Source organism: Kitasatospora sp. NA04385 (genome assembly GCF_013364235.1).
Classification (GTDB): Bacteria; Actinomycetota; Actinomycetes; order Streptomycetales; family Streptomycetaceae; genus Kitasatospora.
In genome coordinates, this window is record NZ_CP054919.1 from 227,203 (window position 1) to 253,609 (window position 26,407).

Sequence of the window (26,407 nt, forward strand, 5' to 3'; positions counted from 1 at the left end):
AACGTGCCGGAGCGGGCCCCGAGCCTAGCTGCTAAGAAGTTATGAAGAGAAGCATTGACAGCTTAGCTGCCAGGTACCACGATCAAGCCACGTCCCCGGCGGCCCACCGCCGCACCCGCCCCGGGTGCGGAACCCGCCGTCCGCCGGCCCCCTTCCGAGGTCCGGAACCCGAGCACTTCTACGAGGAGGCGCGCACCGATGCGCCGACAGCACGCCGCAGCACCCCGCCAGGGCGGTCAGTCATGAGCCCCCTGCGCAGTTCCACCTGGTGGGACGACCCCGGCAAGGCGGGCTTCATCGCCCGGCACCACATGCGCCAGCTCGGCCTCACCCGCGACCAGCTGCGCGGCAAGCCCGTGGTGGGCATCTGCAACAGCTGGTCGGAACTGACCCCGTGCAACGCCCACCTGCGCACCCTCGCGGAGTCGGTCCGCCGCGGGATCACCGCCGCCGGCGGGCTGGCCCTGGAGTTCCCGACCATGTCGATCGGCGAGCCGCTGATGCGGCCCACGTCGATGATGTTCCGCAACCTGATGAGCATGGACGTCGAGGAGACGATCCGGGCCAACCCGCTGGACGCCGTCGTCCTGCTCGGCGGCTGCGACAAGACCCTCCCCGCCCAGCTGATGGGCGCGGCCAGCGTCGACCTGCCCGCCATCGCGCTGTCCGGCGGCCCCATGCTCACCGGCCGTTTCCGCGGCAAGACGGTCGGCTCGGGCACCGACATCTGGAAGATGAGCGAGGACCTGCGGGCCAAGCGCATCACCCAGGACGACTTCGACGAGTTCGAGGGCTGCCTGGCCCGCTCGGCCGGCCACTGCATGACGATGGGCACGGCCTCCACCATGGGCTGCGTCACCGAGGCGCTCGGCCTGTCGCTGCCCGCCGCCGCCGCCCTGCCGGCCGCCGACGCCCGCCGCGCCCAGCTCGCCGAGCAGTCCGGCGCCCGCGCCGTCGAGCTGGCCCGCGAGGGGCTGCGCCCCTCCGACCTGCTCACCCGGGAGGCGTTCACCAACGCCGTGGTCGTCAACGCGGCCATCGGCGGCTCCACCAACGCCGTCCTGCACCTGCTCGCCATCGCCGGCCGGGTCGGCGTCCCGCTGGCCCTCGAAGACATCGACGAGATCGGCCGCCGCGTCCCGCTGCTCGCCGACCTGATGCCCAGCGGCCGCTTCCTGATGGAGGACTTCGCCTACGCCGGCGGCCTGCCCGCCCTGATGGCCGAGCTCGGCGACCTGCTGGACCTGAGCGCGCCCACCGTCACCGGCCGCACCCTGGGCGAGAACCTCGCCGGGCACCAGGTCTGGGACCGCGAGGTGATCCGCCCGCTGGACAACCCCGTCCAGAGCGCCGACAACGGCACCGCCGTGCTGCGCGGCAACCTGGCCCCCGGCGGCGCCGTCCTCAAGCAGTCCGCCGCCTCCCCCGAACTGCTCCACCACCGCGGCCCGGCCCTGGTCTTCGACAGCATCGAGGAGTACCTGCGCGCCGCCGACGACCCGGAGCTGGCGGTCGACGCCGACACCGTCCTGGTGGTGCGCAACCTCGGCCCGCGCGGCTACCCGGGCATGCCCGAGCTCGGCAACCTGCCGCTGCCCGCCAAGCTGCTCGCCCAGGGCGTCACCGACATGGTGCGGATCTCCGACGCCCGGATGAGCGGCACCGCCTACGGCACCGTCGTCCTGCACGTGGCGCCCGAGGCCGCCGTCGGCGGCCCGCTCGCCCTGGTCCGCACCGGCGACACCGTCGAACTCGACGTCGCCGCCCGCACCCTGCACCTGGACGTCGACCCGGGCGAACTGCTCGCCCGCCGCACCGCCTGGACGCCCCCGCCCCCTCCCGCCCAGGGCGAGCGCGGCTGGACCCGGCTGTACGTCGAGCGCGTCCTGCAGGCCGACCAGGGCGTCGACCTGGACTTCCTGGTCGGCCGCAGCGGCGACCAGCCCGGAAAGGCCCCCTTCTGATGAGCGCGACCGACCCGACCGACCCGACCGGCCCCGACCGGCCCGGGGCCGCGCACCTGCTGCGCGGCGTGATGCCGGTGCTCGAAGTGCCGTTCACCGACGACGGCGACCTCGACCCCGACGGCTTCGACCGGGTGGTGCGCCACGTCCTGGACACCGGCGTCAGCGCCGTCATGTTCCCCGGCTTCGCCAGCGAGTTCCACAAGCTCTCCGACGCCGAGCGGGCACTGCTCACCCGCCGCCTGCTCGACCTGACCGGCGCCCGGCCCGACGTGGCGGCCGTGGTCTCGATCCCCGACCACGCCACCCGGCTCGCCGTCCGGCGCGCCACCGAGGCCGTCGAGGCCGGTGCGGACGCGATCAACCTGCTGCCGCCGCACTTCCTCGGGCCGTCGGCCGCCGAGGTCCGCCGGCACGTCACCGCGGTGCTGACCGCCGTCGCCCCCGTCCCGGTGATCCTCCAGTACGCGCCCGCCCAGACCGGTTCCTCGTTCACCGCCGACGGGCTGCGCGAGCTGGCCGAGGAGCACCCCAACCTGGTCGCGGTCAAGATCGAGACCGCGCTGCCCGGCCGCCTCGCCGAGGACCTGGCCGGCGGCACCCCCGCGCTGAGCGCCTTCGTCGGCTACGCCGGCCTGCAACTGGCCGACGGCCTGCGGCGCGACATCGCCGGGGTGCAGCCGGGCTGCTCCTTCACCGAGGTCTACCAGCGGATATGGGACCTCTGGCACGATGGCGGGCACGACGACGCGCTGCGGCTGCACGCCCGACTCGTCCCGTACCTCGCGTACTGGATGCAGGAGGTCGAGCTGATCATCGCGGTCGAGAAGCTCATCTCGTTCCGCCGGGGTCTGATCGGCAGCCCGTACTGCCGCCGCCCCGCGCGCGCCCTGGACGCGCAGGAGACCGCCGGCGTCGACCGGTTCCTCGCCGAGTTCGGCGAGTTCCTGAACCCCGTTCGGAACGGAAGCAGCACATGATCGACCTCTCCGGCCACACCGTCCTCGTCACCGGCGCCGCCCGGGGCATCGGCGCCGCCGTCGCGACCGCCCTGGTCGGCGCCGGGGCCCGGGTCGGCCTGCTCGACATCGACGGCGAGGGCGCCGCCCGGCTCGCCGAGCGGCTCGGCCCCGACACCGCCTCGGCCGCCTGCGACATCACCGACGAGACGCAGGTCGCCTCGGCCGTCGCCGCCCTGCGCGAGCGGCTCGGGCCCGCCACCGGCCTGGTCAACAACGCCGGCCGCAACTCCTACGCCGACCCGGTCGCCATGACGGTCGACCAGTGGGAGGAGGTGTTCGGCGTCGACCTCAAGGGCGCCTGGCTGGTGGCCCGCGCCGTCCTGCCCGACCTGCTCGACCGGGGCAGCGGCTCGATCGTCAACATCGCTTCCATGCACGCCTCGCTCACCTGCCCCGGCATGTTCCCGTACGCGGCCGCCAAGTCCGGCCTGGTGGGCCTGACCCGCAGCCTCGCCCTGGAGGTCGGCCCCCGGGGCGTGCGGGTGAACGCGGTCAGCCCCGGCTACATCGAGACCGACCTGCTCGCCGAGTACTTCGCCCAGAACCCCCCGCAGGTCCGCCAGGACGCGCTGGACAAGCACATCCTGGGCCGCCTCGGCACCCCCGGGGACGTCGCCGCCGTGGTGGCCTTCCTGCTCTCCGACCTCGCCGGGTTCGTCACCGGCGCGGACTGGCCCGTCGACGGCGGCGTGTCCGCCCGTTTCGCCTGAGCGCCGCGGCACCGCCGCCGCCCGGGCCACGCGACCACTCCTCCCTTCCGTACCACCTTCCACCCAGCACCATCCCACCCCTCATGGAGCCCGACATGTCCCTCACCCCCTCCCGGAGAGCCGCCGCCCTCGGCGCCGCCGCCCTGGTCTCCTCCCTCGCCCTGACCGGCTGCTCCACCGGCAAGGAGTCCACCTCCTCCGCCGGCAGCGTGGCCACCGTCAGCGGGAAGATCTCCATGACGTACCTGCAGAAGCAGGGCGACCAGGAGTACTTCATCGGCGAGGCGGAGGGCGCCAAGGCGAAGGCCGCCGAGCTGGGCGTCGACCTGAAGGTCGTCAACCTCGGCAACGACGCCAACAAGACCATCAGCGAGGTGCAGTCGGCCATCGCGCAGAAGAGCAACGGCCTGATCATCGTGGTGCCGGACCCGGCGGTGGGCCCGCAGGTCGTGCAGACCGCGAAGGACGCCAAGGTCGCGCTGCTGACCTCGGACGACCAGATCTGCGCCACCGGCCCGGACCCGGCCTCCTGCGACAAGGCCGGGCTCATCCCCCGGATCGGCTTCTCCGGCCAGCAGATGGGCGGCGAGGTCGGCAAGCGCGCCGCCGAGGAGTTCAAGAAGGCGGGCTGGAACGCGGCCGACACCCGGATCGTCTCCGCCTGGAAGCAGGACGTCACCGTCTGCGGCGACCGGGTCAACGCGGCCAACGACGCGTTCAACGCCGGTGCGGGCGCCCAGGTGCAGAAGATCGACGTCGCCACCGACAACACCCCCACCGGCGCCCAGGACAAGATCGCCGCGACCGTCACCGCCAACCCCGGCGTCAAGCACTGGATCGTCTGGGGCTGCAACGACGAGAACGTGCAGGGCGGCGTCACCGCGCTCGCCAACGCCGGCTTCAAGGCCGACGACGTGATCGGCGTCGGCCTCGGCGCCTACCTGGCCTGCAAGGACTGGCAGAGCACCACCCCCACCGGCATGAAGGCCGCGCTGTTCATCAACGGCAAGGACGTCGGCGCGCTCGCCGTCCAGACCATGTACGACCGCCTCAAGAACGGCAAGGACTTCCCGGCCGAGGCGTTCGCCCCCACCACCATGGTCGACGCCACCACCTGGAAGAGCACCGGCGCCACCTGCAGCTGACCTCCGAACGGCCGCCGGTGCGGCTCCGCGTCCCTCCTCGCGGACCGCACCGGCCCCTCCGCCCTTCCCACCGCCCAGACTTCTCCAGCGAGGCCCGCCCTATGACCACACCCGCCGAGAGGCCGCCCTCCCCCGCCGCCGGCAGCCCCGGCAGCGGCGCCGGCGTCAAGAACCTCGTCAAACGCTTCGACGCCGTCCAGGCACTGGCAGGTGTCACCCTGGACTTCCCGGCCGGCCAGGTGACCGCCCTGATGGGCGAGAACGGCGCGGGGAAGTCCACCCTGCTGAAGATCCTCACCGGCGACCACCAGCCCACCGAGGGCCAGGTCCTGCTGCACGGCCGACCCGTCGCGCTGGGCTCGCCCACCGACGCCCGCCGGGCCGGCATCCGCATCATCCCGCAGGAACCCGAGATCATCCCGCACGTCTCCGTCGCCGAGAACGTCTACGCGGGCTCCCTCCCGCGCCGCGCCGGCCGCCGCCTGGACCGCGCCGAACTGCGCCGCCGCGTGCGCGCCGACCTGGACCGCCTGGGCTTCGCCGGCGTCCTCGACCCCGACCTGCTGGGCTCCCAGCTCACCCCCGCCCAGCGCCAACTGGTCGAGATCATGCGGGCCCTGACCGGCGAGGCCCAGGTCATCGCGTTCGACGAGCCCACCTCCTCGCTCTCCGACCACGAGGTCGAGGCGCTGTTCGCCCTGATCCGCCGCCTGCGCGACGAGGGCATCGCCGTCATCTACGTCTCGCACCGCATGCAGGAGATCTTCCGGCTCGCCGACCGGATCGCGGTCCTGCGCGACGGCGCGCTGGCCGGCGTGCTCGACGCCGCCACCACCAACGACGGCGAACTGGTGCGCCTGATGGTCGGCCGCGACCTGTCCGCCATGTTCTCCCGCGAACACGTCGCCACCGACCGCATCGTGCTGGACGTCAAGGACCTCACCACCGACGACGTCCACGGCATCGACCTGCAGGTCCGCGCCGGCGAAGTGGTCGGCCTGGCCGGACTGATCGGCGCCGGGCGCTCCGAACTCGCCCTCGCCCTGGCCGGCGACCTGCCCGTCCACTCCGGCACCGTCACCCTCGACGGCAAGCGGCTGCGCACCGGACGGCCCGGCGAGGCCATCGAGGCCGGACTCGGCCTCGCCCCCGAGGAACGCAAGGCCCAGGCCCTGTTCCTGCAGCGCTCGATCCGCGACAACACCTCCACCGTCGTCCTCAAGCGGCTACGACGCCTGCGCTTCGTACGGCGCGGCGCAGAGCGCGAACTCGCCCAGCACTACACCGACCGCCTGCGGGTGCGCACCCCCTCCATCGAGACGGAGGTCCGCAAGCTCTCCGGCGGCAACCAGCAGAAGGTCGTCCTGGCCCGCTGGCTGGCCCACAAACCCAAGGTCCTCATCCTCGACGAGCCCACCCGCGGCATCGACATCGGCGCCAAGGCCGAGATCTACCAGATCATCGCCGACCTCGCCCGCGAGGGCGTCGCCATCCTGGTGATCTCCTCCGAACTGCCCGAGGTCCTCGGCCTCGCCGACCGGATCGTCGTCATGCAGGGCGGCCGGATCACCGGCGAACTCGACCGCGCCAGCGCCACCGAGGAGAAGATCCTCAACCTCGCCATGGCCGACGACCTCAGCACGACCGCACCCGCCCCTGGAGCCACCTCATGACCACCACCACCCGGCCGGCGGCGCCCACCGAGCCCACCGGCACCACCGCCCGCTCCCTGCTGGCCTCGGTCGGCGGGCAGAACCTCAGCCTGATCGGCGCGCTCGCCGTCGTCCTCGCCCTGTTCGGCGTGCTGAACGACAACTACCTCAGCCTGTCCAACATGCAGGTCATCGCCGAAGCCGCCACCATCACCGGCCTGCTCGCCGTCGTCCAGACCGTCGTCATCATCTGCGGCGGCCTCGACATCTCCGTCGGCTCGCAGGCCGGCGTCGCCTCCGTCGTCTCCGCGATGGCCTTCACCTCCAGCGGCGCCAACCCCTTCGCGGGCATGGCCGCCGCCGTCGCCGTCGGCGTCGCGATCGGCGTCCTCAACGGCGTCATCATCGTCTACGGGCGCGTCAACCCCACCATCGCCACCCTCGCCGGCCTCGCCGCCTACAAGGGCCTGGCCCAACTCATCTCCAACGGCCGCGCCCAGGGCTACGTCCTCAACGACGACGTGTTCATCTTCCTCGGCCGCGGCAAGATCGCCGGACTGCCCGTGATGGTCTGGATCCTCATCCTCGCCGCCGTCGCCGTCCACCTGCTGCTCAAGTACACCGACATCGGCCGGAACATCTACGCGATCGGCGGCAACGACACCGCCGCCCGCCTCGCCGGCATCAACATCAACAAGTACCTGATCGCCGTCTACGGCCTGATCGGCGCCGTCGCCGCCGTCGCCGGCATCCTGCTCACCGCCCGCACCGGCTCCGGCCAGCCCACCTCCGGCAGCGAGGGCCTGGAACTCAAGGCCATCACCGCCGCCGCCCTCGGCGGCTGCGCCCTCAAGGGCGGCAAGGGCGGCATCGGCGGCACCCTGCTCGCCGTCGCCCTGCTCGGCTGCCTGGAGAACGGCCTCACCGTCCAGGGCATCAACGCCTTCTGGCAGAACGTCGCCCAGGGCGCCCTCCTCGTCGCCGCCGTCGTCATCCAGCAGCGCCGCAGCGGCGAACGCGCCGTCGGCCTACCCGCCTGACCCGACGCCGCACCCGGCGGGCGGAAGCCCGGAGTCCGAGGCCGTGGTCCGACCGCCGTGCGGTGGCCGGACCACGGCCTCGGCGGCGCCCGTTCCGGGCGAGTGCTCCGGACGGGCCGGGCAGGCCGGGCAGGTGCCGGAGAGCTCGACGGTGTGGCGGACGTCGCTGAAACCCGAGCGGACCGCGATGCGCCGGGCCCGGGGCGGTGCCGGAAGAGGCGCTCGCCGGAGTCGTCCCGGACGGTGTCGACGCGGCCCGCAGCGGAGATGCGCATGGATGGAAATCGCGGCCGGTCCCTGACCCGGGCCAGGTCGGGCACCGCCATTCAGTGAATACGATAACGATTGTCATTCTGGTGCGGTCCGTGGTTCAGTGGTGCCTCCCTCGACGCCGACCCCGGAGCGTCCGCCGTGGATTCCGTTCCTCCGCTCATCACCGCCCTGCGCGGCATCGCCGAAGGCCCGGCGCTGATCGGCGATGCCGGCCGGGCGGTCAGCGGCGCCGAACTGCTGAGCGGCGCGGCACCGACCGACCCGCTGTCGCAGGCCGTGGCCGCCCGGGTCTGGGCCGCCCGGGCGGCGACCCGCGAGGAGGATCCGGAGGAACGGCGCCTGCGGTACTGGGCCGGCGTCCTCGGCCCGCCGCCGATCCGGCACACCGTGCTGCTGCCGCCGACCGGCCTGGGCGTCGAACTGGCCCTGGCCACCCTGCTCGCCGGCGGCACGGTCGTCCACGGCGACCCGGCCCGGCCGCCGGCCGAGCTACTCGCCGACCTGTCCCGCTCGCGCTCCACCCACCTGAGCCTTCCCTCGGAACTGCTCTGGCGGATCAGCGCGTTGGACGATCAGCACGCCCAGGAGCTGGACGCCCTGCGCCGGGTGCTGCACGTCGGCCCCGAGCCGCGCCAGGAGGACGTGTACGCCGCCGTCGAGGCGCTGGGCGCGGTCGTGGCGCACGTCCGCGCGCCCCGCGGCAACGCCGAGGCCTCGGACGACGACCTGCGGCAGGTCGTCACCGCCGCCACCGACGCGGCCTGGAAGCGGCTCATCGGCGTCACCGCCGAGCAGGCCCGGGTGTTCACCGCCCGCCTGGACGCCGCCGTGCTCTCCTCGATGCTGCTCGCCCTGCGCCGCGACGGCGTCCTCGAGGAACCCGGCCGCGGCCACCCGCTCCCCGAGATCCTGCGCGCGGCCCGGGTCGCCCCCGCCCACCGCCGGCTGGTCGGACGCTGGCTGGCCGAGCTGACCCGGCACGGGCTGACGACCCGCCGGGGCGGGCTGTTCGCCGCGACGCGGCCGGTCCACCCGGCGGACGCCGCCCGCGCCTGGCAGTCGGCCGCCGACGCCTGGACCGGCCGGCTCGGCTCGGCCACCGTCATCGACCACCTGCGCACCGCCGCCGAACGGCTGCCCGCCCTGCTCACCGGCGAGCAGCAGGCCGCCGCGCTGCTGCTGCCCAAGGGCAGCACCCGGATCGTCGACGCCCGCGCGACCAGGACCGCCGCGGGCCGCTACCGCGCCGCCGTCCTCGCCGCGGCCCTGCGGCGGATCGCCGCCGACCACCCCGGGCCCGGACCGCTGCGGGTGCTGGAACTGGCCGCCGGCGCCGCCACCGGGGAGATCACCCGCGCCCTCGCGGACCGGACCGCGCCCGCCGCCGACTACCTCTGCACCGACCCGTCCGACCTGCTGCTGGCCGCCGTCCGCACCCGGGTCGGCCGCCACCCGCACCTGCGGTACGCCCGGTTCGACCTGCACCACCCCGGGCCTGGGCCCGGGGCCGCCGACGGCCCGTTCGACGTGGTGGTCGCCGACGGCGCGCTGGCCGCCGCCCCCGACCCGGACCTCGCCGCCCGGCGGCTGACCGCACTGCTCGCCCCCGGCGGATGGCTGCTGCTCAACGAACCCGTGCGCACCCGCCTGGAGTTCCTGGTCGGCGACGCGTTCCTGCCCCACCTGCACCCGCACGACCCCCGGACCGACCCCGACGCACCCCCGCCCGGCGCCCCGCGCTGGCACGCGGCCCTGACCCGGGCGGGGGTGCGCACCGTCCTGGCCGTCACCGGGGACGACCACCCCGTCACCCTGCTCGGCGACCAGCTCCTCGCCGCCCGCGCCGGGTGACCGCCGCACGCTGCCGCGCGGGCTGACGGTCAGGAACTCGCCGACCCCGGTGGAGCGCGGGCGTCCCACCGGGAGCTCCTCCCCGCAGACCGGCTTCGTCGTCGACGGCACCGCGCTCGACGCCTCCTGACCCGAAGACGGCAAGGGGCCGCAGCGCGAAGCTGCGACCCCCTGCTCCTTGCTCAGCTCACGGCGTCAGCAGGCCGCGTTCGTACGCCTTCGCCAGCCGGCGCGGGACGAGGTGCTCGCGCCCGTCCACGGTGACCGGAACCAGCTGCGGGGCCGCGGCCTTCCACTGGGCGCGGCGGTGGCGGGTGTTGCTACGGGACGTCTTCCGCTTGGGTACGGCCATCATGAGCTCCTATCGAACGTCGGAGATGAACTTCCGCAGCAGGGTGGTGTTCTGGTAGTCGGTGCACTCGATGCCCGCCTCGCTCGGCGGGTCGGGGCGCTTGGCCATGTCTGGCCCTTCGTTCCGTTCATTCGGGTGGTCAGGAGACGGGTTCGAGCAGGTCCGCGAAGGCGTCGGGGAGGGTCTTCCAGCCCGGCTCGCCCGCGAGCAGTTCGGCGTCGGTGAGCAGGCAGGAGTCGAGCAGTTCGGTGATCCCGTCGGCGTCCAGTCCTTCGGCGGTGAAGGCGAGTTGCTGGATGCGGTCGCCGTGCCGCGGGTGCCAGTCGAGGGCGGCGGCGGCCCGGCGCTCGGGCGGGTAGTGCTCCCACTCTTCGTCCGGCAGCACCGCCAGCCACGGCCCGCACTCCTCGACCGCCAGGTCGGCCCCGGCCGCGTCCCAGGCCAGCATCAGTTCGGGGCGGTTGGCCAGCCAGAACCGGCCGCGGCTGCGCTGCGCGGCCGGGACGAGCAGTTCCAGCGCGTCGTGCAGCCGCACCGGGTGCAACGGGCGGCGGCGCTCCCAGACCAGGGTGGCCACACCCGCGTCGTCGGCCTGCTGCGGCAGCAGGGCCAGGGCCGGGTTGACCCGGTCGCGGGCGGCGGGGACGTCGAAGCCGCCGAGTGCGGCCCGCAGCAGTTCGCCCGTCCCGAGCACCACCCGCCGGGCGGTGGGGTGCAGTTGGCGCAGCATCGCGATGCCGGTGTCGCCGCCGCGGGCGACGGCGAGGGTGGTGGCGTACTCGATCTGGTGGGCGAGCGCCCCGGCCCGGGTTCGGGTGTCGTCGGCAGAGGTGTGCTCGGCGTGCTCGGCGAGGTCGTCGGAGACCGAGAGTTCGCCGAGCAGCCGGTCGGGGTCGAGTGCCGTGACCACCCCGGCGAGTTCGATCAGTTCGGCCATCGGACGGCCGTCCACCTCCCCTTCGGCAATCACCTCGACCACCGGGTGCGGATCGCTGCCGCCCCACAGTTCGACGATCGCCAGGCCGTGCTCACCGGCTTCGGCGAGCCCGGCCAGTTCGGGCAGCAGGTCCTCGCGCACCGCGCAGCAGGGGCAGTCGTTGACCAGCGGCAGTTCGCCGGTGTCCACCATCCCTTCCGCGTCCCGCAGTTCGCGGTGCACCACGCCGCGGTCGGCGTCGCGCAGGTCGTGGTGCAGGACCACCGCGCCGATGCTCGCGTCGAGCAACTCCTTGACGGCGCGGCGGCGTTCGGCACGGTGCAGGCCGACGACCACCACGACGGGGAGCCGCAGGTGTGCGGGCACCGCGCTCACCAGCTCGACTTGCGCACGCCCGGCAGCTGTCCGGCGTGCGCCATGGTGCGCAGGTTGATCCGGGACAGGCCGAAGGCCCGCTGGTAGCCGCGCGGGCGGCCGTCCACGGAGTCGCGGTTGCGCAGGCGGGTGGCACTGGCATCCCGGGGCTGGCGGGCCAACTCGGCCTGGGCGGCGGCGCGTTCCTCCGGCGTGCTGGCGGGGTGCGCGACGGTCCGCTTCAGTTCGGCCCGGCGCTCGGCGTAGCGGGCGACCAGGGCTCGGCGGCGCTCGTTCTTGGCGATCTTGCTGCGCTTGGCCATCAGACCTTCTCCCCGCGGGCGCGGATCCGGGCGACGGCGGCCTCGATCCCGATGGTGTCGACGGTCTTGATCCCCTTGGCGCTGAGCGTGAGGCGGACGTAGCGGCCCTCGCTGGGCAGCCAGTAGCGCTTGCGCTGGACGTTCGGGTCGAAGCGGCGCGGGGTGCGGCGGTGCGAGTGGGAGATCGCGTTGCCGAATCCCGGCCTGCGGCCGGTCAGTTGGCAGTGGGCGGACATCGGTGCTCCGTTCCGGGCAGGTTGATGCGAGCACTCTACATGAAAATGGATTTCATTTTGCTACAGTCGCACCCCACCCCGAGCACCGCCCCGTCGACGGTCAAAACTTGGCAACGGTTTTCATCTCGACGCTCATCGACCATGGTTTCGACATTCATTTTCATCTAGCATGGCGCCTGCCCGGAGGGGCCGGGGCCGCCCGTGGCGGCCCCGACGAACAAGTCCCGCACCACCCAGTCCTGGAGGACTCATGCCCACGCCCACGTCCCGTCGCCTGGCAGCCCTGATATCCGGTGCCTGCCTCGCCCTGCTGGCAGGCTGCGGCAGCTCGTCCGACTCCGGGACCGACAAGAACCCCTCGACCGGCCCCGGCGCTTCCACCGTCCCGGTGGTCGCCTCCACCAACGTCTACGGCGACATCGTCAAGCAGATCGGCGGCGACAAGGTCACCGTCACCTCGATCATGGACAGCCCCGACCAGGACCCGCACTCCTTCGAGGCCAGCACCCAGAACCAGCTGACCCTGTCCAAGGCGAAGGTGGTCATCGAGAACGGCGGCGGCTACGACGACTTCGTCGACCGCATGCTCAAGAGCAGCAACGCCTCCCCCGAGCTGATCAACGTCGTCGACCTCTCCGGCAAGACCGCCCCGGCGGGCGGGGAGCTCAACGAGCACGTCTGGTACGACTTCCCCACCATGGCCGCGCTCGCCGACCGGATCGCCGCCGTCCTCGGCAAGGCCGACCCGGCGAACGCCGCCGCCTTCACCGCGAACGCCGACGACTTCAAGACGAAGCTCCAGGGCCTGGCGGCCGAGGAAGCCGACGTCAAGAAGGCGCACGACGGCGCGGCCATCGGCATCACCGAGCCCGTGCCGCTGTACATGACCGAAGCCGCCGGCCTGGTCGACAAGACCCCCTCCGAGTTCAGCGAGGCGATCGAGGAGGGGGACGACGTCTCCCCGCAGGTCCTGCAGGAGACCCTGGCCCTGTACCGCGACAAGCAGGTCAAGGCGCTCGTCTACAACGCACAGACCAGCGGCCCCCAGACCGACAGGGTCAAGGACGCGGCCACCGCGGCCGGCATCCCCGTCGTCCCCGTCACCGAGACCCTGCCCCGGGGCAAGGACTACCTGACCTGGATGACCGCCAACGTCGACGCGCTCGCCGGCGCGCTGGGCAAGTGAGGCGACCGGCCACGGCCCCCGCACCGCGGGCGCCCCGGGGCCGGCCCGGCCCCGGGGCGGAGCCGGCCGCCTCCGGCACCGTCCCCGTGATCAGCCTGCGCGGCGCCGCGCTGTCCTACGGCGAACGCACGGTGTGGCACGGCCTCGACCTCGACGTGCGGCCGGGCGAGTTCCTGGCCGTGCTCGGCCCCAACGGGTCCGGCAAGAGCAGCCTGGTGCGAGCCCTGCTGGGCCGACAGCCGCTGTCCGCCGGAAGCGTGACCGTGCTCGGCCGCGCCCCGCGCGAGGCCGGCCGACGGATCGGCTACGTCCCCCAGCAGGCGGCGCTCTCGGCGCAGGCCCCGCTGCGCGCCCGCGACCTGGTGCGCTTCGGCATCGACGGCCACCGCTTCGGGCCGCGGCTGCGCACCGCCGGGATCAGGCGCCGGGTCGACGAGATCCTGGAGTCCGTCGGGGCCTCGGCCTACGCCGACGCCCCGGTGGGCCTGCTGTCCGGCGGCGAGCGCCAGCGCGTGCGCATCGGGCAGGCCCTGGCCACCGACCCGAGCGTCCTGCTCTGCGACGAGCCGCTGGTCTCCCTCGACCTGCACCACCAGCGGGCCGTCACCGAACTGATCGACGCCCGGCGCCGCTCGCACGACACGGCGGTGGTCTTCGTCACCCACGAGATCAACCCCGTCCTCGACCTCGTCGACCGCGTGCTCTACCTGGCACCGGGCGGCCACCGGGTCGGCACACCGGACGAGGTGCTCACCTCCGCGTCGCTGTCCCGGCTCTACGGCACCCGGGTCGACGTGGTCCGCGTGCACGGCCGGGTCGTGGTCCTCGGCGTCCCCGACGAACCCGGCACCCCGGCGCACCACGCCGACGAGCCTGGAGGAACCCGCCCATGAACCTCGCCGACGGGATCTGGCACCAGATCTTCGCCTACGACAACTACGGCGAACTGCTCGCCCTGGTCCGCAACTCCCTGATCGCCGGTGCCGCGCTCGGTCTGATCGGCGGTCTGGCCGGGGTCTTCGTCATCATGCGCGACCTGCCCTTCGCCGTGCACGGCATCAGCGAACTCTCCTTCGCCGGCGCCTCGGGGGCGCTGCTGCTGGGCGTGAACGTCGTGGCGGGCTCGATCGCCGGCTCGATCGTCGCGGCCGGCGCGATCGGCGTCCTCGGCGCGCGGGCCCGGGACCGCAACTCCGCGATCGGCATCCTCATGCCGTTCGGCCTGGGGCTCGGCGTGCTGTTCCTCGCGCTCTACCACGGCCGCGCGGCCAACAAGTTCGGCCTGCTCACCGGCCAGATCGTCGCGGTGGACACCCCGCAGACGGCCTGGCTGCTCGGCACCTCGGCCGTCGTCCTCGCCGCACTGGCGGTGATGTGGCGCCCGCTGACCTTCGCCAGCGCCGACCCGGACGTCGCCCAGGCCCGGGGCGTCCCGGTGCGCACCCTCTCCTTCGCCTTCATGATCGTGCTCGGTCTCGCGGTCGCCCTGTCGGTCCAGGTCGTCGGCGCGCTCCTGGTCCTCACCCTCGTCGTCACGCCCGCCGCGGCCGCCTCCCGCATCACCGCGTCACCCGTCCTGATGCCCCTGCTCAGCGTCGTCTTCGCCATCGTCTCGATCGAGGGCGGCATCCTGCTGGCCCTGGGCAGCTCCGTTCCCATCAGCCCCTACGTCACGACCGTCTCGTTCGCGATCTACGTGGTCTGCCGCCTCGTCGGCACCCGCCGGAGCCGACGGTGGGAGAGCAGGCGGAGGACCCCGCGAACGGCCTGAACCGCACCGGGCGCAGGCCGGGGGCCACGGCCCCGGCGAAGTCCGCTTCGAGCCCCTCGCGCCCGTGCTGATGTCGGCGCTGCCGTGCAGGGCCAGGACGTGGGCGTCGGGGAGCGGGGCGTGAAGCATCGGCGGGTCGTGCCACTCCGGTCCGCCGGCGGCGTTCAGCGGGCCGGGCCGTCGGAGGCGGCGCGCAGGGCGAGCAGGGCGGTGTCGTCGCTGGGCCGGCCGCCGTGCTGGGCCTCCAGGACGGCGTCGAGGTGGGCGACGGTGGCGACGGCGTCCAGGCCCCGGGTGTCGACCAGGGCCCGGGCGAGGTCGGCCTCCTCAAAGCGTGCCACCGCCTCGCGCGGGGCGGTGCCGGTGCGGGGGCGGGCCTCGATCGCGCCGTCGGTGTAGAGGAGCAGCAGGTCGCCGGGGGCGAGGGTGAAGGGAACGTCGGTGAGGTGGACGTGGGGCTCCGGCAGGACGCCCAGCACGGTGCCCGGCTCGCCGAGCTGCTCCACGGCTCCGTCGGTGCGGCGGATCAGCGCGGGCGGGTGGCCGCCGAGGGCGAGAGTGCCGACGACGCCCTGATCGGTGAGGTGGAAGGCGGCGTAGGCGCAGGTCAGGAACCGGTCGGCGCCCTGGGCGACCATCGCGTCGTGCAGGCGCTTGAGCAGGACGGCCGGGCTGCGGGTGTCGGTGGCGTCCGCGCGCAGGGTGTGGCGGGCCATCGAGCTGAGCTGGGCGGCCTGCACGCCCTTGCCGCACACGTCGCCCATCACCGCGCCCCAGTTGTCCCCGTGGGTGGGGAAGAGGTCGTAGAAGTCACCGCCGACCTCGATGTCGGCGCGGTCGCGTCGGGAGGCGGGCAGGTAGGACGCGGCGGCCTCCAGGCCGGGGACGGTGCGCAGCGCGTCGGGCAGCAGCCCGGCCTGGAGGGTGCGGGCGAGGTCGGCGGAGCGCCGGTGGGCGTGCCGGGCGGTGGTGAGGGCCTGGCGGAGGTTGATCTCGGCGGACACCGAGCGGGCCAGGGTGGCCAGGGTGGCGATGTCGGCGTCCGACCAGGGGCGGGGGTCGTCGTCGATGACGCACAGCGTGCCCAGCACGTGCCCGTCCGCGTCGAGGAGGGGCTGGCCGGCCCAGGCGCCGATGTGCATCGGGTGGGTGGCGGGGTGGTGGGCGGTGCGCGGGTCGCGGGCGGCGTCGTCCACGACGAAGGCGTCGGCGGTGCCGACCACGAAGGGGCAGTAGCTCGCGCTCAGCGGGCCCTGCCGGTCGGCGAGGTCGGGCAGGTCCACTCCGATGCTGGACTTCCAGAACGAGCGGTCGGCGTCGACCAGGGTCACGAACGCACGGCCCGCGCCGGTGATCCGGGCGGCCAGCGAGGCGAGGTCGTCGAAGACCTCCTCCGGGCCGGTGTCCATCAGCCCCGTCGCCGCCACCGCCCGCAGCCGGTCCGGATCGGACAGTGCCGCGGGCAGGCCGTCCACCCGCACCCCGCCCGGATGCTCCACCACCAGCCGTCCTCTTCCCTGCTCCGTGCCGCCCGTGCCGTCCCGTCCCCTCCAGTGTGCCCGCACGGCCCTGCCGGGCGGGTCGCCGGGTCCGGTCTCGTGGCCCAGCGGCCGGGTCAGCTGTCGAGGACGCCGACGGCGTGGGCGATCACCAGCAGGGTGGTGATGAGGGCGGCGATGCTCTCGATCGACATCAGGGCCTTCGCGCGGGTGGAGAGCGGCATGGTGTCGGTGGGGCTGAAGGCGGTGGAGTTGGTGACCGAGATGTAGAGGTAGTCCATCAGGGTGGGCACCCAGTCGCTGGTGCGGCTGGAGCCGTCGGCGACCTCCTCGACGGTGTCGTGGTTCTCGTCCTGGGAGAACCGGAAGTCGGCGAGCGGGAGTTCGGAGCGCTCCGCCTGGGTGCGCACCACCGGGCCGCCGCGGTCCAGCTCCCAGAACGCCAGGCCGAAGACCACGATGTCGGTCGCCCAGACCTGCAGCGCCGCCAGCAGCAGCGAACCGCCGTCGGCGGCCTGTTCGGTGACCATGGCGTGGACCAGCAGTCCGAGCGCCACCAGGTTGCTGAACCCGATCAGACCGACCAGCGCCAGCGAGACGCCGCGGGAGAAGCGGTTCTGCCGGGTCATCCGGCGCGGGTTGACGGCGATCAGCGGGATCAGCAGCAGCAGTTCCAACCCGGGCAGCACGAACCGCGGCCCCACCAGCAACTGCTCGGGGAGCGCCAGGTAGAGCGCGATCGCCACCAGCGTCGCCACGACGGCGGGCAGCCTGGCCTCGCCGCGCCGCTCGTGCCGGGCGAAGCGCTCGCGCGCCTTGACCCGGTGGTCGGGCGTCTTCCTGCCCTGCTCCATGGACGTCCCCTTGCCTCGGTACGGCTGCCACCTGCGGCTTCCCCGCCCCGGGCGGTCCACTCCTGCGACGGCCCGGGGGCAGGCCGGGCCGGGCGGTGCGTGCCGCGCTCCGGCAGGGGCGGACGGCGGGCGGGCGTACCCGGATCGCCGCGGTCGTGCCGCCGCGGTGGCGGGCGCGGGGCGGGGGTCAGCGCAGGCCGTGGGGCAGCGCGGGGTGGGTGTCAGCGCAGGCCGTGGGGCAGCGCGGGGTGGGTGTCGGCGATCTGTAGGAGGCGGTTGTACTTGGCGGTGCGCTCTCCGCGGGCCGGTGCGCCGGACTTGATCTGTCCGCAGCCGGTGCCGACGGCGAGGTCGGCGATGAAGGTGTCGTCGGTCTCGCCGGAGCGGTGGGAGACCATGGCCGCGTAACCGGCCTGCCGGCACAGCCGCATCGCGTGCAGGGTCTCGCTGACGGTGCCGATCTGGTTGGGCTTGATCAGGACGGCGTTGGCGACGCCCGCCTCGACGGCCGCGGCGATCAGCGCGGGGTTGGTGGTCAGGTTGTCGTCGCCGACCAGCTGCACCCGGTCGCCGAGTTCGCCGGTCAGCTCCGCCCAGCCGTCGGAGTCGTCCTGGCCGAGGCCGTCCTCGATGCTCCAGATCGGGAAGTCGTCCGCCAGCTGCCGGTACCAGGAGATCATGTCCGTGCTCGACCGGGCCTGCCCGTCGACGAGGTAACTGCCGTCGGGGCGGCGGAACTCGCTGGCGGCCGGGTCGAGGGCGATGGCCACGCCGTCGCGGCCCGCCCGGTAGCCGGCGTCCCCGATCGCCGCGACGATCAGCGACAGCGCTTCCTCCGGGCGGTGCAGTCCGGGCGCGAAGCCGCCCTCGTCCCCGAGGCCGGTGGCGTGGCCCGCGGCGGCGAGCCGGGCGCGCAGGGCGCCGTAGACCTCGGAACCGGCGCGCACCGCCTCGGCGGTGGACGGCGCCCCGAGGGGGGCGATCATGAACTCCTGGAAGTCGAGCGGGTTGGGGGCGTGGACGCCGCCGTTGAGGACGTTGAAGTGCGGCACCGGCAGGCGGGGTTCGACGTGCCCGGGCGTCAGGTGCTGCCACAGGGGGACGCCCGCGCGGACGGCGTCGGCCCGGGCTGCGGCCATGGAGACGCCGATCAGGGCGTTCGCGCCGAGGCGGGACTTGTCCGGGGTGCCGTCCAGCTCCCGCAGGGCGGCGTCGAGGGCCTCCTGGTCGGGGAAGGTCGCGCCGCGCAGGGCGTCGGCGATCTCGCCGTTCACCCCGGCGACGGCTTTCAGGACGCCCTGGCCGCGGTAGCGGGCCGGGTCGCCGTCGCGCAGTTCGACGGCTTCGGTGGCGCCGGTGGAGGCGCCGGACGGGACTCCGGCGCGGCCCCGGCTGCCGTCGCCGAGGCCGACGACGACCTCCAGGGTGGGCCGGGAGCGGGAGTCGAGGATCTCGGCGGCGTGGACGTGCGCGAGGTGGATCGCCATCGGTGCGGGTCCTTTGACGGAGGAGGGAGGGGTGGGGGGAGGGTCAGCCCAGCGGGGCGGTAGCGCGGGCGAGGGAGGCGGTGATCTCGGCCTCGGCGGCGGCGCGGTCGGCCCAGTCGGCGCCCTCGACGGACTTGCCGGGCTCCAGGTCCTTGTAGACCTCGAAGAAGTGCCGGATCTCGCGCAGGTCGTGCTCGGGCGCGTCCGCGAGGTCCCGCAGGTGCGCGTTGCGCGGGTCGCCGGCGGGCACGCAGAGCACCTTGTCGTCCTCCCCGTGCTCGTCGCTCATCCGGAACATGCCGATCGCCCGGGCGCGGACCCAGGTGCCGGGGAAGAGCGGTTCGCCGGTCAGCAGCAGCGCGTCCAGCGGGTCGCCGTCGCGGCCCAGCGTGCCGTCGACGTAGCCGTAGTCCGCGGGGTAGCGGGTGGAGGTGAACAGCATCCGGTCCAACCGGATGCGACCCGACTCGTGGTCCATCTCGTACTTGTTGCGCGATCCCCGGGGGATCTCCACGACGATGTCGAATTCCATGCTCTCGTCCCTGCCGTACCGGATGTGACGGACCTTCCGGCAGGCCGACGATGCACGTGGCCGAGGGGTGCGGGGGCACAGCTCTCCTACCGGGAAGGGTAGGGACTGTTGGCAGCCCGAGGCTGCGGTTACGGCGAGCCCCACCGCCGTGCAACACCGTCAGGATACGCCGTGCCCGCGGGTGCTGTCGCAGCCGTCCCGGGAGCCGGACGGCCGCCGCGTGCGAGGCGGGCGCAGCCGGCACCGAGCAGCCAGCCCCCGACGACGTCGCCGGGCCAGTGCACGCCCAGTCTGATCCGGGACGCGCCCACCAGCGCCACCGCCGCCCCGGCGGCCGGGCCGCGCCCGACCGCGGCCGCGGCGAGGGCGGTGTGCCGGGACGGGAAACTCGCCCCGTGCGGCCGGACCCGCCAGGCCGACCTCGGCGGCCGGGGACGGACCAGGACCCGCTTCAGCACCCCCTGGCCCGCGTCCGCGCCCGCCACCGCGGCCAGCGGCCGCCAGCGCCCCCGGCCCCGGCCGCGCAGGCACCGGGCGGCGGCGAGGCCGTAGGAGGCCGGCCGGTCACCGAGGCGGCTCACCGCCCGCCACCACGGCGCGTCCCGGCCGTCGCCGGTGAGCACGGCGAACAGGCGGCGTTCGGCGCGGTGCGCGCTCACCGGTGCTCCGGGGACGGGTCCTCGCCGAGGTCCACGGCCATCTCCCAGGGGCGCAGGCCCTCGACGACGATCTCCGGCACCTGGTGCCGGACGCGGTGCAGCGCACCGATCCGGTCGGCGATCGGCGGCCGCAGCCGGATCCGCGCCAGCTGGTCGAGCGCCACCAGCTGCGGTCGCAGTCCGCTCTCGCACGGCGCGAGCGCGCACGCCGCCCGCTCGTCCACGTCCGGGTAGCGGAACACCACGTCCAGCATCCGGCGCGACACCGCCTCGTTCACCGAGTCCACCACCAGCACCGCGCGCCCGGCCCGGCACACGAGGCCGGTCTCCTCGGCCAGTTCTCGGCGCGCGCACTCCTCCAGCCCCTCGACGGCGCCGGGCACCCCGCCCGGCAGGCTCCAGTCGTTCGGTCGCGAGCGCCGCACCAGCAGCACCGCCGTCCCGCTGAACACCAGCGCGCTGCACCGCACGTCCACATCCGGCATGATCCGCTCCCGCCGGTCCGGGTCCGCCGCCCGCTGCCGGGGGCGGACCGTCCGCAGGAGCCATCAGCGCCGGGAACGGCGCGGTCGAAGGCGAGCCCCATCGCCTGCCTTCCATGCCAGCACAGCCGCCCGCCCGTCGCACCCCCGGACGGCCGCGCCCCCGGACGACCGCACCCCGGACGACCGGATCCGCTGCCGGGCATCGCGCGCCCCGGCTGACGGCGTCCACGTCGAGCGCGAGGAGCGGGCCGCTCGGTCGTCGCCAGGAACCACCGGCCGGGCTCCGGCTGCCGCGCGATATCCCGGTGACCGTCATCGACCGGCCCGGAATACTGGCCGCCATGGATGAAGTCGAGGTTCTCGTCGCCCATTCCGAGCGCGCGACCCTGCGGGTCGGCGACGTCTTCCTGAAGGTGGACGCCGATCGGGCGCGCCTCGACGCCGAAGTCGAGGCGATGGCCCTGGCGCCCGTCCCGACCCCGGAGATCCTCTGGTGCAAGCCGCCCGTGCTCGCGATCGCCGCCCTCCCGGGGACGACGCTCGGGCACCTCGGTGCGCCGTCGACCGCGTCGCCGACGGCGTGGGCCGCAGCGGGCGCCGCCATCCGGAAGCTGCACGACGCGCCGCTGCCACCCCGGCCCGGCCGAGCCGGCCGGAGCATCGGCGCGCTGACGGCGGAACTCGACGACGAGTGCGAGTCGCTCCTGGCGAACGCCGTTCTGCCCGCCGACCTGGTCACCCGCGGTCGCCAGGTCGCCGAGGCCGCGCTCCGGCCGTGGACTCCGGTCTTCACGCACGGCGACCTGCAGATCGAGCACGTCTTCGTCGACGGCGACCAGGTCACCGGCATCATCGACTGGTCCGAGGCGGGCCGGGGCGACGCCCTGTACGACCTCGCCACCTTCACGCTCGGGCACGAGGAGCACCTCGGCGACGTCCTCGCGGGCTACGGCACCGACATCGACATCGACCTCGACGTGATCCGCGCGTGGTGGTCGTTGCGAAGCCTGCTGGCGGTTCGCTGGCTGATCGAGCACGGCTTCGACCCGTTCGCGCCGGGCTGTGAAGTCGACGCGCTGAGATCCCTGAGGTGAGATCGCGGGACCTGCTCCCCCGTTCCCACCGCCCGCGGCGCGGCCACGGCGACGCCCCGATCGCCCGAAACCTCGCCCGGGCCACTGTCAGCCGAACGGGTGAATCCGGCGACGGTTGCGGCCTCCTCGTCCGCCCCGCCGCCCGCGCCGCCCGCGCCGTCCCGGACGCCGAGCGGGCAGTCGCCCTCGAACAGGCTCTCGCCGCCTGTGTGCTGGGAAGCGGCCGCCGGCCCGAGGGGCTCCCGCCGACCGGACCTCGCGGTGGACGGCGCCGCCCGGGTGCTCGAAAACGCCCCCTTCGACCCAGGCACGCCCGGAGGAAACCCGCTTGATCGGGGGCTGCCCGATCCCCGAGCATCGGACCCCCGGCCGCCCCGTCGAGTTCCCGACCTGCCATGGAGAGCTGGTACTTGCCGACCCGGCCCGCCCGGCCCGCCCGGTCGGGCCGTCCCGTGAGACCGGATACGGAGCCCTGATTGCCTGTCACCTCCGCGGAGATCGCCGCCACCACCCGCGCCTACCTCCGGCGCCACCCCGGCGAACTGGGCCGGCTCCAGCCGCTGCTGGACCTGCTGGCCGCCGTGCCGGACCCGACCAGCCGCGCCGCGCTGCCCGCGCACGTCACCTGCAGCGGCGTCGTCGTCGACCGCGACCTGCGCGTGCTGCACGTCCACCACCGGGCCACCGGGCTGGTGCTCTGCCCGGGCGGGCACGGCGAACCCGGGGACACCAGCCTGCTGGCGACGGCGGTCCGCGAGGTCGCGGAGGAGACCGGAATCCCGCCCGGGGCGCTCTGCCTGGTGCCGGGGCTGCTGGACACGCCGGTCGACATCGACGTCAACGACATCGACCCGAACCCCGGCAAGGGCGAAGGCGCCCACCGGCACTACGACTTCCGCTTCGTCCTCCACCTCGCCGACGACGGACCACCGCCCGTGCGCCTCCAGGAGGCGGAGGTGACCGGGGCCGAGTGGCGCCCGCTCACCGAGGTCTCCTCGCCCGAGCTGCGCGCCAAGCTCCTGGCGGCGGGGCTGACCGGCCGACCGGAGCCCGTGAATGCCTCCGCCCTCGTCCACGACGGCCGCGGCGGGTACCTGCTGCACCTGCGCGACGACGTCCCCGGCATCTGGGCGCCGGGCGAGTGGAGCCTGCTGGGTGGCGGTCGCGAGGCGGGCGACGCCACGATCGAGGCGACACTACGACGCGAACTCGCGGAGGAGGTGCCCGGGTTGAGCCTCGGGCCGGTCGAGCCGCTGACCGTCGAGTGGACGACCGACCGGCACGGCCTGGCCGTCCCGATCCAGGTCTTCAGCGCCCGCTGGGACGGCCACCCCGACACCGCGGACCTGCGCGAGGGCGTCCTCGTGCACTGGTTCCGGCCCGCGGACCTGCACCGCCTCCGCCTGCGCGACTCCACCCGCCACCTCATCCGGGAGCACGCCGCCACCCGGCCGCCCGCGCTGCCCGGGCACCGACCGCTGCCCGCCCACCCGCCCACCGCCCCCGCCGCCCCGATGTGGGGCAGCGTCTTCTTCACCACCGAGGACGGCAGGGCCGTGCTGCTGCGCGCCACCGACCCGGCCGAGGGCCTCCCATGGGCGGGCGGCGACGTCGAATTCAGCGACCCGAGCCCGCTGCACACCGCGGTGCGCGCGTGCGCGGAGGAGACCGGAATCCGGCTGGAGCCCGACCCGGCCCGGCTGCCGCTGCTGGCCACCGTGTTCGAACAGCCCGGGGGCGGCTGGCCGGCCAAGGTCGGATTCGCCTTCCACGGCGGCGCGTTGACGCCCGAGCAGGTGGCCGGAATCCGGCTCGACCCGGCCGAGCACACCGAGGTCGTCCTGCTCTCCCGCGACGAGTTGGCCGCGCTGAGCGATCCCCGCCACGCGCAGCTCACCCTCGCCGTGCTGGACGCGGCGCGCACCGGCACGCCCGCCCACGTCGTCCGCTGACACCCTGCCCTGACACCGGCACCGGCCCACGCCCCGCCCCGTCCCGTCTGCCCGGCCCGGACCGGCCACGGCGGCCGACGGCTCGCGGGCCCTTGCGCGGGATCCGCGCGCACTGTGGGCGGAGGCCGAGGCGGTGCACGCTCGGTGGGCTGCGGCCGGTCGACCCGCCGGGTAAGGGTACGGGGTGGAGTTCGGCGGCGCGCGGGTACGGGGGCGGCAGGGCGGCGGCGTCCTGGGAGCTGCCCGTGACCCGACCCGCCCGTCCGCACCACCGCCCTGACCGATGCGAAACGCACCGCTCCGACCGGCCCGGAACGCACCGCCCGCCGCTCGAAGGACCCGAAGGACCCGAAGGAGAAGCCCGATGACACCGCCCCCCGTCCGCCCGGCCACGTCCGAGGACGCCGAGGAACTGCTGCGCCTGCGGGTCGACGTCCTGACCGGCCGACCGGCCACCGACGCCTGGCGCACCACCTTCTTCGCCGACCTGCGGGCCCGGCTCGGCACCGACCCGCACCTGCTCGCCTACGTCGCCGATGCCGGGGACGGCACGCTGGCGGCGTGCGCGATCGGCGTCGTCTACCGGGGCTACGACGGCCCCGCCTACCCCGACGGGCGGTGGGGCCGGATCCACACCGTCGTCACCGACCCGCGCCACCGCCGTCGGGACCTGGGCGAGGCCGTCACCCGGGCCCTGGTCGGCGCGCTCCAGGAGCGGGGCTGCTCCTCGGTCGAACTGATCGCCACCCCGGAGGGCCTGCCGCTGTACGAGAAGCTCGGCTTCGACCCGGCCGCCCACTACCTGACGCTGCGCCACCCCCTCGCGGAGGCCGTCACCGTCCGGCCCGCGGCCGCGGGCGGGCCGGCGTGAAACGGCGTCGGCACGGGGCAGCTGCGGAGGGCGGGTCGTCCCCGAGCGAGCGGCTGCTGTTCGGCGGCCCGATGCGCTACGACGCCGGGTTCGTCCGCCACGAGGAAGCGGGCGTGCAGGCCGGTCTGTGGGCGGTGGCCCGGCAGATCCCCGGCATGCTGCGCCTGGCATGGCGGCTCGCCCGGCGGGCCGACCGTACGGCGCGGGCGGGGGTGGTCCTCGCCGAGATCGGCCGGGCCGGCGCGGCGGCGCTGTCCCCGGTCGTCGCCGACGAGCCGACCAGTGCGCTCGACCCGGCCGCGGAGGTGCGGGCGTTCGACAGCCTGCGCCGCCTGGCGGGCCAGGGCGCGACCGTACTGCTGATCACCCACCGCCTGGCCGCCTGCGCCGCCGCGGACCTCATCTACGTCCTCAAGGACGGCCGCCTCGTCGAACAGGGCACCCACGAGGAACTCATGGCCGTGGGCGCCGAGGACGAGCGACCGGCCGCGGGCGGCTACCGCGCCGCCTACCTGCTCCAGGCCGAGCAGTACGCCACCCGGCTGCCCGGCCCGCGCTCCGCACCCACCTCCCCCGCCGCCGAGGACGAGGACGAGGGGAGCCTTCGGTGATCGTCTGGATCAACGGCCCCTTCGGCGGGGGCAAGACCACGCTCGCCACCACCCTCCGCAACGAACTGCCCGGCGCCGTCGTCACCGACCCGGAGGAGATCGGCTTCGTGCTGCGCCAGGTCTTCCCCGGCAAGTACGCCGACTTCCAGGACAACCCGGCCTGGCGCCCGCTGGTGGCCCAACTCGTCATCCACTGCCACCGCGAGAACGGCGGCCGCCCGGTGCTCGTCCCGATGACGCTGCTGCGCCGCAGCTACGCCGCCGAGATCCACGACGCCGTCCGCACGACCGGTGTCCCACTGCGCCACCTGCTGCTCCACGCCCGCCCGGACACGGTCGCCGCCCGCATCGACACCGACCCGGAGTACCCCGGCGACGAGGCGCGCAGCGCGAAGGTCCGCGCGTTCCGGCGCGGGCGGCTCCCCCGCTACACCGAGGCGTTCGCCGACTGGCTCGCCGCCGACGCCGAGGTGATCGACACCACCGGCCTCGCGCCGCGTCAGGTCGCGGACCGGGCGCTGGAGCTGCTCGCGACCGGCGGCCCGGAAGGGGGCGGGCGGTGACGGGCCGTCACCGGCGGCCGCCACCGCCCGGGCCGCCGGAGGACGCCGCCGCCCTGCTGCACGCCGCCGCTGCCGGGCGGCCCGTCGTGGAGGAGGGCGTCGTCGTCTTCGACGGCAGCGCCGTGCCCTACGCCTACCGGACCGTGCACCGGCCGGACGGACGGTGCGAGCGCCACCTCGAACGCCTGGACCCGCCCCCGCCTCCCCTGCTCCCCTGACCCCGGCCCGTGCGCCGAGCACACCGCCACCGCCCGCCCGGCACGACCCGAAGAAGGAGCAGCCGAGATGATCGAAGGCTGGACCACGCAATCGTCGACCGTCGTCCACCGCGGGCGCCGGATGACGGTGCGCCGCGACGAGGTCCGGCGGGCCGACGGCAGCCCGGGGACGTACGAGTACACCGAGGCGGTCGACGGGGTGCGCGTCCTGGCCCTCGACGGCCGGGGCCGCGTCGCGCTGGTCGCGGAGGACGTCTACGTCTGCGGCCTGCGGCTGCTGCTCTGCCCCGGCGGCGGCTGCGATCCGGCCGAGGACCCGGCGGCGGCCGCGCGGCGCGAGCTGCTGGAGGAGGCCGGCATCCGCGCCGCCCGGATCGAGCCGCTGACCGCGATGTGGCGGATGCCCGCGGGCGCCCGGACCCGCGAACACCTCTACCTCGCCACCGGCCTGACCGTCGGCGAGCACCGGCGGGAGGCCAGCGAGGCCGACATGGAACTGCACTGGGTCCCGCTGGCCGAGGCGGTGGCGATGTGCGCCGACGGCCGGATCACCGAGGCCGGCACCCTCGCGGCCGTCCTGCTCACCGCCCAGCGCACCGCCCGCCCACTGCCGCACCGGGCCACCGACCGGGCCCCGGCGTCCCCCGCCCCCGGGGCGACCGTCGGCGAGCCGGGAACGGAACCCCGCTGACCGCCCGTCACCGGAGCCCCGGCCCGCGCCGCCCGACGTCCCGGAGCGCCTGCTCGCCGACGGGTGTGCCACCGG

27 protein-coding genes and 1 riboswitch are annotated in these 26,407 nt (G+C 74.6%); of the genes, 17 read left to right on the top strand and 10 right to left on the bottom strand.

The genetic code is table 11. From position 1 onward, the window contains the following. Positions 1 to 242: 242 nt before the first annotated feature. The 7 genes from HUT16_RS00965 (at position 243) to HUT16_RS00995 (ending at position 9,657) form a co-directional block, all read left to right on the top strand. Positions 243 to 1,964 carry an IlvD/Edd family dehydratase gene (locus tag HUT16_RS00965; protein WP_176184501.1) on the top strand — a complete coding sequence of 574 codons (1,722 nt, stop codon included), beginning with the start codon at positions 243 to 245 and terminating at the stop codon, positions 1,962 to 1,964. Next, positions 1,964 to 2,944: a dihydrodipicolinate synthase family protein gene (locus tag HUT16_RS00970; protein WP_176184503.1), complete on the top strand. Its 981-nt coding sequence runs from the start codon at positions 1,964 to 1,966 to the stop codon at positions 2,942 to 2,944. Before HUT16_RS00965 ends, HUT16_RS00970 begins: the two co-directional genes overlap by 1 nt. Further along, positions 2,941 to 3,696, top strand: a complete 756-nt coding sequence (locus HUT16_RS00975) for an SDR family NAD(P)-dependent oxidoreductase (protein WP_176184505.1) — start codon at positions 2,941 to 2,943, stop codon at positions 3,694 to 3,696. Before HUT16_RS00970 ends, HUT16_RS00975 begins: the two co-directional genes overlap by 4 nt. A gap of 95 nt (positions 3,697 to 3,791) precedes the next feature. Next, positions 3,792 to 4,841 carry a substrate-binding domain-containing protein gene (locus tag HUT16_RS00980; RefSeq protein WP_176184507.1) on the top strand — a complete coding sequence of 350 codons (1,050 nt, stop codon included), beginning with the start codon at positions 3,792 to 3,794 and terminating at the stop codon, positions 4,839 to 4,841. Positions 4,842 to 4,942: 101 nt separating this feature from the next. Then, a complete protein-coding gene (locus tag HUT16_RS00985) occupies positions 4,943 to 6,514 on the top strand; it encodes a sugar ABC transporter ATP-binding protein (protein ID WP_176184509.1) in 1,572 nt (523 codons plus the stop codon). Beyond that, positions 6,511 to 7,533: an ABC transporter permease gene (locus HUT16_RS00990; protein WP_176184511.1), complete on the top strand. Its 1,023-nt coding sequence runs from the start codon at positions 6,511 to 6,513 to the stop codon at positions 7,531 to 7,533. The genes HUT16_RS00985 and HUT16_RS00990 overlap by 4 nt, the downstream gene beginning before the upstream one ends. 411 nt (positions 7,534 to 7,944) lie before the next feature. After that, positions 7,945 to 9,657: a methyltransferase gene (locus HUT16_RS00995; protein WP_176184512.1), complete on the top strand. Its 1,713-nt coding sequence runs from the start codon at positions 7,945 to 7,947 to the stop codon at positions 9,655 to 9,657. Positions 9,658 to 9,844: 187 nt separating this feature from the next. On the opposite strand, the gene rpmF is transcribed toward HUT16_RS00995, so the two are convergent. From rpmF to rpmB, 4 genes are all read right to left on the bottom strand, one after another. Further along, a complete protein-coding gene (gene rpmF, locus HUT16_RS01000) occupies positions 9,845 to 10,009 on the bottom strand; it encodes a 50S ribosomal protein L32 (protein WP_176184514.1) in 165 nt (54 codons plus the stop codon). Positions 10,010 to 10,148: 139 nt separating this feature from the next. Beyond that, positions 10,149 to 11,312, bottom strand: a complete 1,164-nt coding sequence (locus HUT16_RS01005; RefSeq protein ID WP_254897572.1) for a GTP-binding protein — start codon at positions 11,310 to 11,312, stop codon at positions 10,149 to 10,151. Positions 11,313 to 11,317: 5 nt separating this feature from the next. Next, positions 11,318 to 11,623 carry a 30S ribosomal protein S14 gene (gene rpsN / locus HUT16_RS01010; RefSeq protein ID WP_176184516.1) on the bottom strand — a complete coding sequence of 102 codons (306 nt, stop codon included), beginning with the start codon at positions 11,621 to 11,623 and terminating at the stop codon, positions 11,318 to 11,320. Continuing rightward, the gene (gene rpmB / locus HUT16_RS01015) at positions 11,623 to 11,859 is read right to left on the bottom strand and encodes a 50S ribosomal protein L28 (protein ID WP_176184518.1); all 237 of its coding nucleotides are present in this window, start codon (positions 11,857 to 11,859) and stop codon (positions 11,623 to 11,625) included. Before rpmB ends, rpsN begins: the two co-directional genes overlap by 1 nt. Positions 11,860 to 12,109: 250 nt before the next feature. On the opposite strand from rpmB, the gene HUT16_RS01020 reads away from it, so the two are divergent. From HUT16_RS01020 to HUT16_RS01030, 3 genes are all read left to right on the top strand, one after another. Next, the gene (locus HUT16_RS01020; RefSeq protein ID WP_176184519.1) at positions 12,110 to 13,045 is read left to right on the top strand and encodes a metal ABC transporter solute-binding protein, Zn/Mn family; all 936 of its coding nucleotides are present in this window, start codon (positions 12,110 to 12,112) and stop codon (positions 13,043 to 13,045) included. A gap of 86 nt (positions 13,046 to 13,131) precedes the next feature. Then, on the top strand, positions 13,132 to 13,938 hold the full coding sequence (locus HUT16_RS01025; protein WP_176184521.1) for a metal ABC transporter ATP-binding protein: 807 nt from the start codon (positions 13,132 to 13,134) through the stop codon (positions 13,936 to 13,938). Further along, on the top strand, positions 13,935 to 14,816 hold the full coding sequence (locus tag HUT16_RS01030) for a metal ABC transporter permease (protein ID WP_176184523.1): 882 nt from the start codon (positions 13,935 to 13,937) through the stop codon (positions 14,814 to 14,816). Before HUT16_RS01025 ends, HUT16_RS01030 begins: the two co-directional genes overlap by 4 nt. A 164-nt stretch (positions 14,817 to 14,980) precedes the next feature. Here HUT16_RS01030 and HUT16_RS01035 read toward each other — a convergent pair whose 3' ends face one another. From HUT16_RS01035 to HUT16_RS01060, 6 genes are all read right to left on the bottom strand, one after another. Further along, positions 14,981 to 16,318 carry a PP2C family protein-serine/threonine phosphatase gene (locus HUT16_RS01035; RefSeq protein WP_254897573.1) on the bottom strand — a complete coding sequence of 446 codons (1,338 nt, stop codon included), beginning with the start codon at positions 16,316 to 16,318 and terminating at the stop codon, positions 14,981 to 14,983. A gap of 113 nt (positions 16,319 to 16,431) precedes the next feature. Then, complete coding sequence (locus tag HUT16_RS01040) at positions 16,432 to 17,169, bottom strand: hypothetical protein (RefSeq protein ID WP_176184524.1); 738 nt, start codon at positions 17,167 to 17,169, stop codon at positions 16,432 to 16,434. 221 nt (positions 17,170 to 17,390) lie between these two features. Further along, the gene (eno, locus tag HUT16_RS01045) at positions 17,391 to 18,656 is read right to left on the bottom strand and encodes a phosphopyruvate hydratase (protein WP_176184526.1); all 1,266 of its coding nucleotides are present in this window, start codon (positions 18,654 to 18,656) and stop codon (positions 17,391 to 17,393) included. Positions 18,657 to 18,699: 43 nt separating this feature from the next. Beyond that, positions 18,700 to 19,188, bottom strand: a complete 489-nt coding sequence (locus tag HUT16_RS01050; protein WP_176184528.1) for an inorganic diphosphatase — start codon at positions 19,186 to 19,188, stop codon at positions 18,700 to 18,702. Between the two features lie 128 nt (positions 19,189 to 19,316). Then, positions 19,317 to 19,847 (bottom strand): phosphatase PAP2 family protein, encoded by a 531-nt coding sequence (locus HUT16_RS39570; RefSeq protein ID WP_176184529.1) that lies wholly within the window; start codon positions 19,845 to 19,847, stop codon positions 19,317 to 19,319. Continuing rightward, the gene (locus HUT16_RS01060; protein ID WP_176184531.1) at positions 19,844 to 20,332 is read right to left on the bottom strand and encodes an NUDIX domain-containing protein; all 489 of its coding nucleotides are present in this window, start codon (positions 20,330 to 20,332) and stop codon (positions 19,844 to 19,846) included. Before HUT16_RS01060 ends, HUT16_RS39570 begins: the two co-directional genes overlap by 4 nt. Before the next feature lie 47 nt (positions 20,333 to 20,379). Further along, a riboswitch (Fluoride riboswitch) is annotated at positions 20,380 to 20,446 on the bottom strand. 227 nt (positions 20,447 to 20,673) lie between these two features. Here HUT16_RS01060 and HUT16_RS01065 point away from each other — a divergent pair. The 7 genes from HUT16_RS01065 (at position 20,674) to HUT16_RS01095 (ending at position 26,332) form a co-directional block, all read left to right on the top strand. Further along, on the top strand, positions 20,674 to 21,426 hold the full coding sequence (locus HUT16_RS01065; protein WP_176184533.1) for a phosphotransferase family protein: 753 nt from the start codon (positions 20,674 to 20,676) through the stop codon (positions 21,424 to 21,426). Positions 21,427 to 21,902: 476 nt separating this feature from the next. Beyond that, positions 21,903 to 23,378: an NUDIX domain-containing protein gene (locus HUT16_RS01070; protein WP_176184535.1), complete on the top strand. Its 1,476-nt coding sequence runs from the start codon at positions 21,903 to 21,905 to the stop codon at positions 23,376 to 23,378. A 283-nt stretch (positions 23,379 to 23,661) separates the two neighbouring features. Further along, the gene (locus HUT16_RS01075; RefSeq protein WP_303392059.1) at positions 23,662 to 24,249 is read left to right on the top strand and encodes a GNAT family N-acetyltransferase; all 588 of its coding nucleotides are present in this window, start codon (positions 23,662 to 23,664) and stop codon (positions 24,247 to 24,249) included. After that, positions 24,246 to 24,860, top strand: a complete 615-nt coding sequence (locus HUT16_RS01080; RefSeq protein WP_176184538.1) for a hypothetical protein — start codon at positions 24,246 to 24,248, stop codon at positions 24,858 to 24,860. The genes HUT16_RS01075 and HUT16_RS01080 overlap by 4 nt, the downstream gene beginning before the upstream one ends. Further along, complete coding sequence (locus HUT16_RS01085; protein WP_176184540.1) at positions 24,857 to 25,423, top strand: AAA family ATPase; 567 nt, start codon at positions 24,857 to 24,859, stop codon at positions 25,421 to 25,423. The genes HUT16_RS01080 and HUT16_RS01085 overlap by 4 nt, the downstream gene beginning before the upstream one ends. Further along, positions 25,420 to 25,641: a hypothetical protein gene (locus tag HUT16_RS01090; RefSeq protein WP_176184542.1), complete on the top strand. Its 222-nt coding sequence runs from the start codon at positions 25,420 to 25,422 to the stop codon at positions 25,639 to 25,641. Before HUT16_RS01085 ends, HUT16_RS01090 begins: the two co-directional genes overlap by 4 nt. 67 nt (positions 25,642 to 25,708) lie before the next feature. Continuing rightward, complete coding sequence (locus HUT16_RS01095; RefSeq protein WP_176184543.1) at positions 25,709 to 26,332, top strand: NUDIX domain-containing protein; 624 nt, start codon at positions 25,709 to 25,711, stop codon at positions 26,330 to 26,332. Positions 26,333 to 26,407: the final 75 nt, after the last annotated feature.